This is a genomic window from Methylomonas rivi, assembly GCF_024505165.1.
In the GTDB taxonomy this organism is placed as follows: domain Bacteria; phylum Pseudomonadota; class Gammaproteobacteria; order Methylococcales; family Methylomonadaceae; genus Methylomonas; species Methylomonas rivi.
This window is the reverse complement of sequence record NZ_JANIBK010000022.1, coordinates 1-14166: the sequence shown is the minus strand read 5'-3', so window position 1 is coordinate 14166 and position 14166 is coordinate 1. Positions and strand designations below refer to the sequence as shown.

General features: G+C 52.5%; 13 protein-coding genes and 4 tRNA genes. 11 read left to right on the top strand and 6 right to left on the bottom strand.

What is annotated here, in order from left to right:
* Positions 1–10: 10 nt before the first annotated feature.
* A complete protein-coding gene (locus NP596_RS06245; RefSeq protein ID WP_256614419.1) occupies positions 11–1441 on the bottom strand; it encodes a sensor histidine kinase in 1431 nt (476 codons plus the stop codon).
* A gap of 184 nt (positions 1442–1625) precedes the next feature.
* Positions 1626–3272, bottom strand: coding sequence for a SulP family inorganic anion transporter (locus NP596_RS06240; protein ID WP_256614418.1), 1647 nt, complete (start codon positions 3270–3272; stop codon positions 1626–1628).
* 301 nt (positions 3273–3573) lie between these two features.
* Here NP596_RS06240 and NP596_RS06235 point away from each other — a divergent pair, with 301 nt between their 5' ends.
* Positions 3574–4575: a cation diffusion facilitator family transporter gene (locus tag NP596_RS06235; RefSeq protein ID WP_256614417.1), complete on the top strand. Its 1002-nt coding sequence runs from the start codon at positions 3574–3576 to the stop codon at positions 4573–4575.
* On the opposite strand, the gene NP596_RS06230 is transcribed toward NP596_RS06235, so the two are convergent.
* Genes NP596_RS06230 through hemA form a run of 4 tightly spaced genes read right to left on the bottom strand, consistent with a single transcriptional unit; the run spans position 4533 to position 8162 of the window.
* Positions 4533–4958, bottom strand: a complete 426-nt coding sequence (locus NP596_RS06230; RefSeq protein ID WP_256614416.1) for a M67 family metallopeptidase — start codon at positions 4956–4958, stop codon at positions 4533–4535. The genes NP596_RS06235 and NP596_RS06230 overlap by 43 nt on opposite strands.
* Entirely contained in the window at positions 4955–5824 is an 870-nt protein-coding gene (prmC, locus tag NP596_RS06225; RefSeq protein ID WP_256614415.1) for a peptide chain release factor N(5)-glutamine methyltransferase, read from the bottom strand. Before prmC ends, NP596_RS06230 begins: the two co-directional genes overlap by 4 nt.
* The gene (gene prfA, locus NP596_RS06220; RefSeq protein ID WP_256614414.1) at positions 5817–6902 is read right to left on the bottom strand and encodes a peptide chain release factor 1; all 1086 of its coding nucleotides are present in this window, start codon (positions 6900–6902) and stop codon (positions 5817–5819) included. The genes prmC and prfA overlap by 8 nt, the downstream gene beginning before the upstream one ends.
* Positions 6903–6911: 9 nt before the next feature.
* Positions 6912–8162, bottom strand: coding sequence for a glutamyl-tRNA reductase (hemA, locus tag NP596_RS06215; RefSeq protein ID WP_256614413.1), 1251 nt, complete (start codon positions 8160–8162; stop codon positions 6912–6914).
* A gap of 145 nt (positions 8163–8307) precedes the next feature.
* Between hemA and NP596_RS06210 the strand changes: the two genes are divergently transcribed.
* The 10 genes from NP596_RS06210 (at position 8308) to NP596_RS06165 (ending at position 14130) form a co-directional block, all read left to right on the top strand.
* Positions 8308–10032, top strand: a complete 1725-nt coding sequence (locus NP596_RS06210) for a tetratricopeptide repeat protein (RefSeq protein ID WP_256614412.1) — start codon at positions 8308–8310, stop codon at positions 10030–10032.
* On the top strand, positions 10029–10598 hold the full coding sequence (gene lolB, locus NP596_RS06205; RefSeq protein WP_256614411.1) for a lipoprotein insertase outer membrane protein LolB: 570 nt from the start codon (positions 10029–10031) through the stop codon (positions 10596–10598). Before NP596_RS06210 ends, lolB begins: the two co-directional genes overlap by 4 nt.
* Positions 10583–11464, top strand: a complete 882-nt coding sequence (gene ispE / locus NP596_RS06200) for a 4-(cytidine 5'-diphospho)-2-C-methyl-D-erythritol kinase (RefSeq protein WP_256614410.1) — start codon at positions 10583–10585, stop codon at positions 11462–11464. The genes lolB and ispE overlap by 16 nt, the downstream gene beginning before the upstream one ends.
* Positions 11465–11478: 14 nt before the next feature.
* Positions 11479–11553, top strand: a tRNA-Gln gene (locus NP596_RS06195).
* A 37-nt stretch (positions 11554–11590) separates the two neighbouring features.
* A complete protein-coding gene (locus NP596_RS06190; RefSeq protein WP_256614409.1) occupies positions 11591–12544 on the top strand; it encodes a ribose-phosphate diphosphokinase in 954 nt (317 codons plus the stop codon).
* 48 nt (positions 12545–12592) lie between these two features.
* Positions 12593–13195: a 50S ribosomal protein L25/general stress protein Ctc gene (locus NP596_RS06185; protein WP_256614408.1), complete on the top strand. Its 603-nt coding sequence runs from the start codon at positions 12593–12595 to the stop codon at positions 13193–13195.
* 12 nt (positions 13196–13207) lie between these two features.
* Positions 13208–13774 (top strand): aminoacyl-tRNA hydrolase, encoded by a 567-nt coding sequence (pth, locus tag NP596_RS06180; RefSeq protein ID WP_256614407.1) that lies wholly within the window; start codon positions 13208–13210, stop codon positions 13772–13774.
* An 82-nt stretch (positions 13775–13856) separates the two neighbouring features.
* Positions 13857–13941, top strand: a tRNA-Tyr gene (locus NP596_RS06175).
* Between the two features lie 19 nt (positions 13942–13960).
* Positions 13961–14034 (top strand) — tRNA-Gly (locus NP596_RS06170).
* A gap of 20 nt (positions 14035–14054) precedes the next feature.
* Positions 14055–14130: transfer RNA gene (locus NP596_RS06165), tRNA-Thr, on the top strand.
* Positions 14131–14166 lie beyond the last annotated feature (36 nt).

Sequence of the window (14166 nt, the reverse complement as noted above, 5' to 3'; positions counted from 1 at the left end):
CGCTGTCGGGCTAGGCGGCGGGAGTCAGCGGCAGCGACAGCGTGACGCAGGCGTGTCCGTCCGGATTGTTGGCCAGCCTGAGTTGGCCGTGTAAATCGCGGGCAAAACGTTGCACCATTGCCAAGCCCAGGCCGCTGCCTTTTTCCTTCAAACTGACGAAGGGGCGTATGCCTTGTTGTAATAGTTCAGTGTTGAAGCCGCCGCCGCTGTCGGTGACGCTAACCTGTAATTGTTGCTCTGTCCGGCCGACATCGACGCGCACCGTGCCGGGGCTATCGCCGATGGCTTGCACGGCATTTTGCAACAAGTTTAACAACACTTGCCGAAACTCGGTTTCGGGCAGTACCGCGACGATATCGTTGTCGGCGTGTAGATCGAAACGGATGCTGTCCGCCGCCTGATAGCTGAGTAGGGTGATCAATTCCTGAATCACGTTGTTGACAGGGAGGGCTTGGGCGGTCTCGCTGCTGTTGCGGGCGTTACTGAGCAAATCGTTGAGATGCTTGGTCAGCCGGTGTACTTCCCTGTGCAACAGGCCTATGCGCTCGCGGAACTCGGGGTCGGCGGATTCGGCTTGCATGTTCTCCAGTGCCGCTTGAATCACGGCCAGCGGATTGCGTAACTCGTGCGCGGTACTGGCCGCCATTTCGGTCAAGGCCGCCAAACGCTCGGCCTTGGCCAGGCGCTGGCTTTGTTCGAGTAATTTGTGACTGGTCTGGCGCACTTGGCTTTCCAGGCGGCTGGTGTAATTGAGGTGGGTTTGCTCCAATTCGATTAAATGTTCGACCAAATGGTTGTAGCGTTCGAACAAGTCGTTAATGATGGGATCGGGGCTGCTGAGCTGTATGGGTTGTTTGACGCCCTCCGCCAGACCGGACAATAACACCCGTAGGGCTTCCAAGGGTTCCAGCACGTTATTGCGGAAAAAATACTGGCCTATCCAGATCAGCAGCAGCGGCAGGATCACCGCCAGCTGCAGTTCCAGCTGGCTGTCGTTTTCCACGCCGATTAAGAGTTTTTCCTCTTCGTCGGTTTGTTGGTCCAATAAATCCTGAATCAGGTCGACGGTATCGATCATGGCGCGGGCGTCGCCGTTGATGGCTTGGCTGAATTTATTTTGCAGGTTCTGTAAGTCCAGCGGCACGCTGAACTCGCTGCTGTCGTGGTGTTCCAGTAAATCCATCAGGTGCGATTGCAGTTCCTGAATCTGCTCCGCCGTTACCGCCGGATCGTTTTGGTGTATGGCTATTTTCGATTGCAATTGCAGCAATTCGAAAATGGTTTCCTGCAGCCGGTGACCCTTGCCTATGTCGGTTTGGATGGTTTGGATGCGTTGATGGTTTTGCCAGGTCAGGCGGCCGATAGCCATTAATTCTCCCAACACCAGCAGACTCATGATGAGGGTGACGAAGATGATGGGTCTGAGCAGAAGTTGGCGCATGGTCGGCGGTTGGGGGTCATGGATGAAAGGGTTCCAATTCTACTGGGTAGACGGAAATAAGTATCCCCGCAACCGTGGGCCGAAACTTAAAACCCCGTCATCCGGCACGGCGCTAGCCGGTTGGGGCGGTCCTCCTGATGTTCGGCTTCGGCCGGGCCATGCGCTGTTTGGGGCACGGTTGCGGTCAGTTGGCCGTCTTGCGGCGCGCGGCCAAATGATGGTCGGAGAATGTTTCGTGCCCATCCAGCCCGACGATTTCGCATTGGCCGCCGGCGTGGTTGTATTCTTCGGTAAAGTGATGAATGAATTCCATCACGGTGTGGTCGATCAATTCGGCCTCGCTCAAATCGAAATATACCTTTTTTTGTTTGGGAAAGTCCGCCAACAGGCTTTTCAAGCTGATGAAGTTTGAGAATACCGCCGAGCCGCTGACGGCGATATGGTAAGTGTCGGCGGCGGTACGATCGACATGGTAGGCGATGGAAAAGATATGGTTCGGTTTCAGGCCGCGCGCCAAATGGATCAATAGTTCCGCCACGATGCCGATGGCCACGCCGATTAGCAAGTCGGTCGCCAGTACGCCGATGATGGTGATGACGAATACCGCAAAATTGTCCAGGCCGACCGCCAGGGTTTTGGCGAATTCCTTCGGCGAGGCTAGGCGAAAGCCGGTAAACACCAGCAAGGCTGCCAGGGAGGATAACGGTATTTCGTGTATCAGGCGCGGAAACAGGGCGACGAAGATCAACAAAAAGGCGCCGTGGAAAAAATTGGCCCAGCCGGTTTTGGCGCCGTTATTGATGTTGGCCGAACTACGTACAATCTCCGCGATCATCGGCAAGCCGCCGATCAGGCCGGCAACGATGTTGCCAACCCCGACCGCCGCCAAGTCCCGGTTTAGGTTGGAGTCGCGTTTATAGGGGTCCAGTTTGTCGACCGCCGCGGCGCTCAATAAGCTTTCCAGGCTGCCGACCAACCAGATGGTGACGACGGCAAGCCAGAACTCGTAACTGGCGATCAGGGAAAAGTCCGGAAAATAAAAGCCGGACAAAAAGTTTTCCGGCACGGCCACCAAAAAGGCCGGGCCCACGGAAAATTCGTGGTGCGGCAGCATTTTCGCATCCGGTAAAAACAGGTATTTGTGGATATGGTCCAAATCGAAATATTGGCCCAGCACCAAGCCCAGCAAGACCACCAGAATGGGGGCGGGGACCATTTTCAAGACCGGGTTTTTGATCAGCGCCCAAGCTATTAATAACCCCAAACCGCACAAGCCGATAATGCAGACTTCCGGGTTCATTTCGATGAGCGAATGCGGAATTTCGGCTATGGTGCCGAGCAAGGATTTGGCTTCCGGTTTCACTCCCAGCAAGGTATGAATCTGTTTGGCCATGATGATGATGCCGATGGCGGCCAGCATGCCGTGCACCACGGAAGACGGGAAAAACGCGCTCAATTTGCCGGCTTTGCAGACGCCCAGTAACACCTGTAACACGCTGGCGACCACGATGGCGGCCAAGGTGTAACGGTAACCGGCCATGGCGTCGCCGTGGCCCAGGGACTGAACGGCATCCAAAATTACCACGATCAGGCCGGCGGCGGGGCCATTGATCGTCACATAGGAACCGCTGATGCGCGATACCACCAAGCCGCCGATAATGGCGGAAATGATGCCGGCCATGGGCGGAAAGCCGGAAGCCATTGCGATACCCAGGCAAAGCGGCAAGGCAATCAGAAATACCAAAAAACCGGATAATAAATCGCTGCGCCAGTTTTCCGCGAGTCCGGCCAGGCCGGTTTTGGGGACTATGACAAGTGAAGGATGCTGCATGACATGTCTCGAAAATGGAAAACTTATAAGCAAGCGATAACCATGCCAGTTTTTTAGTTTTTCCCGTAGCGGAGCTGAAAGGTGCGTGTAATCTGAATCTGTCGCCGGAGGCGGCATCTACAGCGTGCCAAATTACCCTGGTTATTTTAAGCCGGTGGCGCAATTGCACAATTCGAATGGTTTATTTGAACCGTTCGGGAGATTTTGCTTGGTTGTTTAGACGCGTTTTGTGTCGGCTAAGGTGTAATAAGTGACGGCGGCCTGCTAGACTAGGCCCGTTTCTAACACATGGAATTCGCTAATGGACGCCGCGCAACCGTCGTTGGCCCGCTATGGTTGGTTATCCATCTTTGCCGCCGTATCCACCATCGCGCTGAAAAGTTATGCCTATTGGCTGACCGATTCGGTCGGCTTGCTGTCGGATGCGCTGGAGTCGGTGATCAATCTGGTGGCCGCGATTATCGTGCTGTTCGTGCTCAGCATCGCGGCGCGGCCGCCGGATGAAAACCATGCCTACGGGCACGACAAGATAGAATATTTTTCCAGCGGCGCCGAAGGCATCATGATCTTGTTGGCGGCCTTTAGTATTGCCTATACCGCCTGGGAGCGGCTGTGGCACCCGATGCCGTTGCAAAAACTGGATTTGGGTATCGCCGTTTCCGTGTTTGCTTCGCTGATTAATTTAATCGTGGCGCGGATTTTGATTAGCGTGGGCCGCAGCCGGCAATCCATTACCCTGGAGGCCGACGGCAAGCATTTGATGACCGATGTGTGGACCACGATCGGGATTTTATTCGGGATAGGCATCATCGCCGTGGCCAATCGTTTTGATACCGGCTTGAATCTGGCCCGACACCTGGGGATCGGCGGCTGGGAAATTCTCGATCCCATCATCGCCATTTTGGTGGCGGTCAATATCGTTCTGGCCGGGTTGCATCTGATTCGCCGCACCATATCCGGTTTAATGGATGCTGCGCTGCCGGAAGACGAGTTGGCTGTCATTACCGAAGTGCTGGATAAGTTTGCCGCTTCGGATCATATTACCTACCACGCCCTGCGTACCCGTTATGCCGGCGCCCGCCGCTTCATGTCGGTACATGTATTGGTGCCCGGAGATTGGTCGGTGCAACAGGGGCACGATTTACTGGAAACGATAGAACAACAAATCATGGACAAGTTCGACAGCATCGATATCGATACCCATCTCGAGCCGATAGAGGATATCGCCTCCTGGCAGCATTTGGCGGCCGATCCGGTCGATCAGGCCTGTTCGATTAACCTCAAGGGAAATTCCTCCACCTGATTGCCGGCAATTTTGAAAGCGCGCATTTCCAGTACGCCTTTGGTATTCAAGGAGATGATCAAATGCAAGGCATCAGGATAACCGGCTTGCTCGATGTCGGTGGCCGATGGTTCGGCCGGCGCGGTCGGATGCGAATGATAAATGGCGAACAGGGTTTGGCCTTTTTCGCGCATTTGTTTCATGGCAGCGATTTGTTGGCTCGGTTCCAGCGAAAAGCGGATTTGCGGGTTGGCGGCGTTATTGTCGACCGGATAGCAGGCGCTCGGCAGACCGTCTTCGTCCGCGCCGACCAGGCCGCAAACTTCAGTGTCCGGCGATAATTGCGCCAAATGCAGCAACTGGTTGGTGAGTTTGCGAGGTAAACAAATTTCGTGGCTGTTCATGCTGGGTTCCATAGTCCTGACGTCACGCGGGGATTGCCGGACAAGTCCTGGTGGGTGACGACTTGCCGGTAGTTTAGCTGTTTTAAAATGGATCGAACTTGCTGGGCCTGATTGTAACCGTGTTCGATCAATAGGTGTCCATGCGGTTTGAGGTGGTGTCCGGCTTGTGCCGCCAGCAAACGGATATCTTTCAGGCCTGCTTCGCCGCTGATCAAGGCTGTTTCAGGCTCGAAACGCACATCGCCTTGTTGTAAATGCGGGTCGTCGCCGGCAATGTAGGGCGGGTTGCTGACGACCAGATCGAAATCGCTATCGGGTACGGCATCGAACCAATGCGACTCGACAAAGCGCACATTGCCGGCAGCGAGTTGCTCGGCGTTTTGCCGGGCGACGGCCAGAGCGGCGGTGCTGATGTCGGTCGCCACGACCTCGGCCAAAGGACGTTCCGCCGCCAGCGTGATGGCCAAAATCCCCGATCCCGTGCCCAGGTCTATGATTTTGTAGGCTTGATTGTCGGGTAGCATGGATAGGCTCAATTCTATCAATAATTCGCTGTCCGGCCGGGGAATCAATACATCAGGGGTGACTTTGAACGTCCGCGACCAGAACTCCCGCTCGCCGGTTAAATAGGCGATGGGCCGGCCTTGTCGGCGTTGTTCCAGCAAATGCCGAAATTGCTCCGCTTGCGCGGCATCGAGTTGCCGCTCCGGCCAGGCGCGCAGAAATGAACGTTGCTTTCCCAGGCAATGGCAAAGCAAGACTTCCGCATCCAGCCGCGCGGAATCGGAGACACGGCCTAAAACCGTGCAAGCTCGTTCCAGCACCTCTTGTATGGAGCGGCCGTCTTGGCTGTTTAACTCAGGCATTGCCGAGCTGGGTCAACAAGTCCGCCTGATGTTCGTGGATCAGGGGTTGAATCACATGCTCCAGTCCGCCTTCCATGATTTCTTCCAGCTTGTACAAAGTCAGATTGACGCGGTGGTCGGTCAAGCGGCCTTGCGGATAATTGTAAGTGCGGATGCGCTCGGAGCGGTCGCCGCTGCCGACTTGCAAGCGGCGGTTTTCCGATTGTTCCGCATGTTGCTTTTCCTGCGCGGCGGACAGCAGGCGGGCCTGCAGTACCGACATGGCGCGTGCGCGGTTTTTGTGTTGCGAGCGTTCGTCCTGGCATTCCACCACCACCCCGGAAGGAATGTGGGTGATGCGGATCGCCGAATCGGTACGGTTGACGTGTTGGCCGCCGGCGCCGGAGGCACGGTAGGTGTCTATACGCAGATCGGCGGGGTTGATGTCGATTTCGTCCACGGCATCCACCTCCGGCATGATGGCCACCGTGCAGGCCGAGGTATGCACGCGGCCTTGCGATTCGGTTTCCGGCACCCGCTGCACCCGGTGGGTGCCGGATTCGAATTTGAGTTGGGAATAGACATTTTGGCCGCTGACGCGCAGGATGATTTCCTTGTAGCCGCCGTGTTCGCCGCGATTTTCGTTGATGATTTCCGTGCTCCAGCCTTGCCTTTCCGCATAGCGTTGATACATCCGGGCCAGATCGCCGGCGAAGATGGCGGCTTCGTCGCCGCCGGTGCCGGCGCGAACCTCCAAAAACACGTTGCGGTTATCGTTGGGGTCTTTCGGCAGCAGCAGTATTTGCAGTTCCTGTTCCAATGCTTCGCGTTTGCTTTCGGCTTCGGCGATTTCATCCCTAGCCATTTCCCGCAACTCCGGGTCGCTGTCCTTGGCCATTTCCCGGGCCGATTCCAGATTGGCTTCGTTATCCAGATAGGTTTTGTAACAAGCCACCAGCGGTTCTATTTGCGCATATTCCTGGCTGAGGCTGCGAAACTGGTTTTGATTGCTTTGTACTTCGGGTTGCGAAAGCAGGGCGGTGATTTCTTCGAAGCGTTCGCCCAGGTTTTCGAGTTTGGTTTGTATCGAGGGTTTCATTAGGGAGGGTTATCTCAATTTAAAAATTTCGCGCGAGGCGGCAATCAAGTCGTGGCGTTCGTTGGCGCCGGCGTCGCGCAATTGCGCGCATGGGGTATGGATCAGTTTGTTGGTCAGGGTATGCGCCAGGCGTTGCAATACTTCTTCCGATGGAATACCGTTGTTGAGTTGCGACAGCGCTTTTTGCAATGCTTCATCGCGGGTCATCTCGGCTTGCAGGCGAAAGTCGCGAATGGTTTCCTGCGCGCCTTGTGAGCGCAGCCAGGCCAAAAAGTGCTCGACCTGGGTATCGATGATTTCCTCGGCTTGCTCGGCGGCGCGGCGGCGCGAGTCCATGTTTTGGTTGACGGTGTTTTGCAAATCGTCAACGGTGTATAAATATACGTCGCGCAGTTGTTCCACTTCTGCCTCGATGTCGCGGGGTACCGCCAAATCCACCATAAACATGGGTTTATGTTTACGTTTTTTGATGGCGCTTTCCACCCGGCCCTTACCCAAAATCGGCAGTTGGCTGGCCGTGGAGGAGACCACGATGTCGGCTTCCGCCAAATGGCTGGGCAGTTCCGACAGGGCGATGGCGTAGCCGTTAAATTGCGCGGCCAGGGCATGGGCCTTATCATATGTTCGGTTGGCGATAATGATGCGGCCTATGCCATGTTGGTAAAGATGGCGGGCTGTCAGTTCTATGGTTTCGCCCGCCCCGATCAATAGGGCGGTTTGTTCGGAGAGTTTGTCGAAAATTTGTTGCGCCAGTTGCACGGCGGCAAAAGCCACTGAAACAGGGCTGGAGCCTATCGCCGTATCGGTACGGACTTTTTTGGCGGCGGAAAAAGTGTGTTGAAACAGCTTGCTGAGGTTTTTGCCCAGGGTACCGGCCTGCGACGCCGCGTGATAGGCGGTTTTCATTTGGCCGAGTATTTGCGGTTCGCCGAGTATCATCGAATCCAGTCCGCAGGCTACCCTGAACATGTGACGGATGGATTGGCTATCCTTGTAGCTGTATAAATACGGCGTGAAATCGGCCGGTTCGATGATTTTGGTATCGGCGATCCACGTAATCAAGGGGGTTTGGTCTTCGCTATCGGTTTGGCAATAAAATTCCGTCCGGTTACAGGTGGATAAAATGGCCGCCTCGGAAATGTCCCGGACGTTGCGCAAATTTTTTAAGGTATTGTCCAGTATTTCCGCCGGGAAAGCCAAGCGTTCGCGTACGGCAACCGGCGCGGTGTTGTAATTTATCCCTACGGCAAGTAGTGTCATTAGCTGTAATGTAGGCCTTTTAAAAGTAGGTCATTTTAAGGAATGCGCTGTTTTTGTCCAAATAGAATGATAGGTTAAGCTGAACTAATGGGTTTTTCTGATAATCTATGTTTACAATTTATCGAAATCAGGTCATTTGAATTGCATGAATAAATGGATAGGTATTGCAATAATTTTTTCTTTGTCGGGCTGCGCGGTTTCTCCTGACGCGACGCCGGATACTGAAACCAAAATTACCCCGCAAGAAGCCTTGGCGCCTAGGGCCAGTCACAATACCGTGATAGACGAGGAGGTGTTGTATCTGCTGATGGCGGCGGAACTGGCCGGGCAGCGTAACCAGTACGATTTGGCTCTGGATGCTTACCTACAGGCGGCGAAACGGGTTGATGATGCGCGGATTGCCGAGCGGGCCGTCAAAATCGGCATGTTTTTAAAAGACGAAAGACGCACGCGCGAGGCGTTAGAGATTTGGATGTCCAAGGATCCGGATAATCTGCCGGCCAAAAAATTTGCGGTGTTGATGGCGATCAAGAAATTGGATCGCAAGGCGGCGGTGGAAAACTTGGATGCCATCTTCCGGGAAGACCCGGCCGGCTTCGAGGGCGGAATGCTGGAAATGATCAAGGCGCTGGAAAAGGAGGGACGGTCTCAATTTATCTACGATGCACTGGAAGATTTGAATGGGTTGCATCCCGAGCAACCGAATCTGCTGTTTCTACAGGCTGTATTGGCTTCCGTTTTGCATGATAATGCCTTGGCGCAACAAAAAATCGGCCAGGTATTGGAATTGCAGCCGGATTGGAATAAAGCCATCATTTTTCAGGCGCAGCTGGCGGGCCGTTCCGGCGATATGGAAAAAACGCGGGAGTTTCTGGAAAAAGCGGTTAAGCAAGCGCCGGACGATAAGCAGTTGAGAAAAATGCTGTTGGAAGTGTTGGTTAAAACCGGTGCTTACGACGATGCGATCAAGCTTTATCAGTCGGTATTGGATGAAAATCCCGATGACGGCGAGGCGCTGTTTACATTGGCATTGATTTACATGCAGCAAAATCAACTGGACAAGGCCGAAGGATATTTTGAAAAGGCCCTAAATAAGCCGGAATGGGAAGGTCAGGCTAGTTTTTATTTGGGAAAAATCGAGCTGGACAGGCAGAATCCCGGTAAGGCCTTGGTTTGGTTCGATCGCGCGGAAGCGAATGGCTATGGCTTTGAGGCCGATATGGCTGCCGTGTCGCTGTTATTGGGTCAAAAGGAGTTGAGCAAGGCGGAAGCCCGGATCAAGACGATGGATGGCAAATATCCCGAGCAGCATTTGCGCATTCTGATGATGAAAGCCGAGCTTTATAACCAATGGAGTAAGTATCAGGAAGCATACGATGTATTGAGTTTGGCGTTGAATGATGCGCCCGACAGTAGGGATGTGTTGTATGCGCGGGCGCTGATCGCCGAGCGATTGGACAAGTTGGACGTTTTGGAAGCGGATTTGCTGAAGATTTTGGAAAAAAATCCGGATGATGTGGGAGCGCTGAACGCTTTGGGGTATACGCTGACCGATAGGACCCAGCGTTTCGATGATGCCGAAAAATATCTGCGGAAAGCCATTCAATTGCAACCCGACGAAGCGGTCATTATTGATAGTTATGGTTGGCTGCAATTCAAGCGGGGCAAGTATGACTTGGCTTTGGAGTATTTAAGGAAGGCCTATGAAAAACAGCAGGAAAATGAGATCGCCGCGCATATAGCGGAAGTGTTATGGGCGACCGGTAAGGAAAAAGAAGCCAAGGAATTTTTTGAGCCGATTTTTAAAAAATTTCCCGAAGATGAGTATTTGTTGAAATTTAAGAAACGCTTCTTACCAGACGAGCGATGAAAGGCCGCTTTATAGTTTATATTGCGCTGGTTGGGTGGCTCGGTGGTTGTTCGGTTGCTCCGCAAAAGCCGGCCGATGAATATCGGCTGGCAAGCATGCAGTATTTGCAGAGGCAAAAAAACTGGGTGTTGGAAGGTCGGTTGGCCTTGGTGGATGAAAAAGATTCCGTCTCCGTGTCTATCAGCTGGCGGCATAACGAATTACAGGACGATATCGAGCTTGTGGGGCCGTTGGCTCAAGGCAGGGTAAGAATATCCGTTACGCCCGGTCAGGTGACGGTGGATGACGGCGAGAATCTCAAGGTTTTTTATGGGGCGGTTGACGAAGTGCTTTCCCAGCAGTTAGGTGTGGATTTGCCGGTCGATTCATTGAAATTTTGGGTGCTGGGAGTGAACGATCCAAGGCAGGCTTATATTGAACAGCCGGGCGGGTTTTATCAAGGCAATTGGCTGGTCAGGTATAAAGAGATGCAAACGGTCAATGCGGGCACGCTGCCTAAAAGAATAACGGCCGAAAAAGATAAGGCGAGAATCAAATTAATTGTGGATCAATGGGTTTTATTGTGACAGAAGGTATGGAATTCATTTCGGGGTGGGGCGGGAAATGGCCGGCCCCGGCAAAATTGAATTTAATGTTGAGAATTACCGGGCGGCGAGAGGATGGCTATCATCTGCTGCAGACTGTTTTCCAAATGCTTGATTTGTGCGATTGGTTGGCTTTTCGTCCGGTCGCCGATGGCAGTGTCTCGTTACTAAGTCCAATCCCCGGCGTGCCTGAGCAAGAGGATCTGACTGTGCGCGCGGCGAATTTGCTTAAGTTGCATACAGGGTGCGAGGCAGGAGTTTGCATAGAGATCGAAAAAAAATTGCCTATGGGCGGCGGTTTGGGTGGTGGCAGCTCGGATGCGGCCACTACTTTGGTTGTATTGAATCGCCTTTGGGGTTTAAGGCTTCCCAAGCAAGAATTGATGGCATTGGGCTTGCGATTGGGAGCCGATGTGCCGGTTTTTGTGTTTGGGCATGCCGCTTGGGGAGAAGGGGTTGGTGAAGAATTGCAGCCGATCATGCTTCCTGAACAATGGTTTGTGATTATCAAGCCGGATTGCCATGTGAATACCAAAGAAATTTTTTGCTCAGAAGGGTTGACAAGAGATAGTAAAGTCATCAAAATGAGCGACTTTCTTGCAGGGGAAGAAAGTAACGATTGCACTGAAGAAGTTTGCAAGATGTACCCGCGGGTAAGGGATGCAATGAATGCTTTGTCTGTTTATGCGGGGGCAAGATTGACGGGCACTGGGGCGTGTGTTTTTGCACAATTTCCCAGTAAGGAAGAGGCGGAAGTAGTGTTTCAAGCGTTAAAAAATGAATGGCTGGTTTTCTTGGCAAAAGGCTTGAATGAATCACCGCTCTACAAGAAGTTAGAACAAGAATAAGTCAAATCAGTTATTGGGCTGTCGCCAAGCGGTAAGGCACGGGGTTTTGATCTCCGCATACCTAGGTTCGAATCCTAGCAGCCCAGCCATATCTCCATTATAAAACAATTCCTCGGGAGTCCTTGAATGCGTGATGCTTCAATAATGGTATTTTCGGGTAATGCCAACAAGGCGTTGTCCGAGGGTATTGTGAGGAAGCTCAACATGCGCCTCGGGATGGCGTCGGTTGGACGCTTCAGTGATGGTGAGATATTTGTAGAGATTGAGGAAAATGTAAGGGGTCGCGATGTGTTCGTGGTTCAGCCGACATGCTCTCCTACAAATGAAAATCTCATGGAATTATTGGTTATGATCGATGCATTGAGAAGGGCGTCGGCGGCAAGAATAACGGCGGTCATTCCTTACTATGGCTATGCGCGCCAAGACAGGCGTTCCAGATCCGCCAGGGTGCCGATAACGGCTCGGCTGGTTGCCGATATGATTGGGCATGCGGGGGCGGATAGAGCGCTTACCGTGGATTTGCATGCCGATCAGATACAGGGGTTCTTCGGGATTCCGGTGGATAATGTGTACGCGTCCCCAATTCTATTGGGGGATGTTTGGCGCCAGGAATATGAGAATCTAATCGTTGTCTCGCCCGATGTGGGTGGGGTTGTCCGGGCTAGAGCATTGGCAAAAAGGTTGGGTGATGCGGATCTAGCGATTATTGATAAGCGCAGGCCGCGGGCCAATGTATCGGAAATCATGCACATCATAGGTGATGTGGCTGGTAGGACTTGCGTAATGGTGGATGATCTGGTGGATACGGCTGGGACGCTGTGTCACGCAGCCTCGGCGTTAAAAAAGAATGGCGCTGTTAAAGTTGTTGCTTATTGTACGCATCCGGTTTTATCGGGTGCGGCGGCGGAAAATGTCAGAAATTCGGTTTTGGATGAGTTGGTTGTCACCGATACGATTCCTCTCACTGATGAGTTAAAGGCTATAGGCAAGATCAGGCAGTTGAGCGTTGCCGAAATGTTGGCTGAAACGATTCGGCGAATAGCTGTGGGCGAGTCTGTTAGCTCGCTTTATGTGGATTAGTTTAATAACTATTAAGAAGTGCTTGTAGAGCAGGCTTTGGAGAAAATAATGGCTAACGTGTTTGAATTTATTGCGGAAGCTCGCAGTGAGACTGGTAGTAGTGCGGCGAAAGTTACTCGCCGTAAAGGTAAGGTGCCGGCGGTAATCTACGGTGGCAGCGATGCTCCGGAGATGCTGGTTTTGGATCATAACGATTTGTTGAAGCACCTTGCTCACGAAGCTGTTTACTCGCATGTGCTTGATGTTAAGGTTGACGGTAAAACCGAGAAGGCTGTTTTAAAGCATATTCAGCGTCATCCGGCCAAGCCGCAAATTCTGCATGTTGACTTTTTGAGGGTCGAGAAAGATCATAAACTAAAAGCGCATGTGCCTCTGCATTTCATTAATGAAGAAGTTTCGGTCGGTGTCAAAAAAGGCGGGGTCGTTAATCATTCAATGACTGATGTTGAAGTTGTTTGTTTGCCGCAAAATTTGCCTGAGTTTATCGAGGTGGATATGGCGTCTGTCGACGTGGGTTCCGCTCTGCATCTTTCGGATTTGGTGTTGCCTGCCGGTGTTGAGATTCCGGAGTTGCATCAGGGTGTGGAACATAATCATCCTATCGTCCAGGTTGTTAAGCCTAAGACGGCTGAAGAGCCTTCGGCCGAATAGCTTTATGGATTAATGATTAAGTTAATAGTGGGGCTTGGGAATCCTGGGTCGCAGTATGAAAAAACCCGGCATAATGCCGGGTTTCTTTTTATAGATCATCTGGCTGCTTCGCGCGGCGCTGGTTGGTCGAGCAATGCGCAGTTCCAGGCTGATGTGGCAAGTTGTTCGGGTGGAGCGGACAAGTTAATGCTGCTTAAGCCGATGACGTTCATGAATAAAAGCGGGCTTTCTGTTGGCAAGATGTTGCGTTATCACAAGCTGAAGCCGGATGAATTGCTGGTTGTGCATGACGAGTTAGAGCTGCCGGAAGGGGCTGTCAGGATGAAGCGAGATGGTGGTCATGCGGGACATAACGGCTTGCGCGACATCATTTCGCATATCGATTCTCGAGATTTCTATCGGTTGAGGTTGGGTGTCGGCCGACCGGAGGCTCCGGGGGCGAATATTGCGAACTACGTTTTATCCAGGCCTTCGGTTGCTACGCTTGGGATTTTTGAAAGTGTTTTCAGCAAAATAGAAGCCCGGTTGGATTTGGTTTTGGCGGGGGACTTGACGGATTTCAATGCGCTGTTTTTTTGATGGGAAGAATTGGTTGCATTGCATGAATTAAAAAAGGTTGACCAAGCTGGCTTGTTTATGGATAATAGCCAGATTAAATGAAGGAGGGGTTCCCGAGCGGCCAAAGGGATCAGACTGTAAATCTGCCGGTTCTACCTTCGGAGGTTCGAATCCTCCCCCCTCCACCATCAAATTTGAATTGGATCTGCGGGTGTAGTTCAATGGTAGAACTCCAGCCTTCCAAGCTGATTGCGTGGGTTCGATTCCCATCACCCGCTCCATTTTTGGCTATGGTAACGTCGCTCATATAGCTCAGTAGGTAGAGCACTTCCTTGGTAAGGAAGAGGTCACCGGTTCAAATCCGGTTATGAGCTCCAGTTTTGATTAATTGATCTTTTAGGGTATTTTCGTAA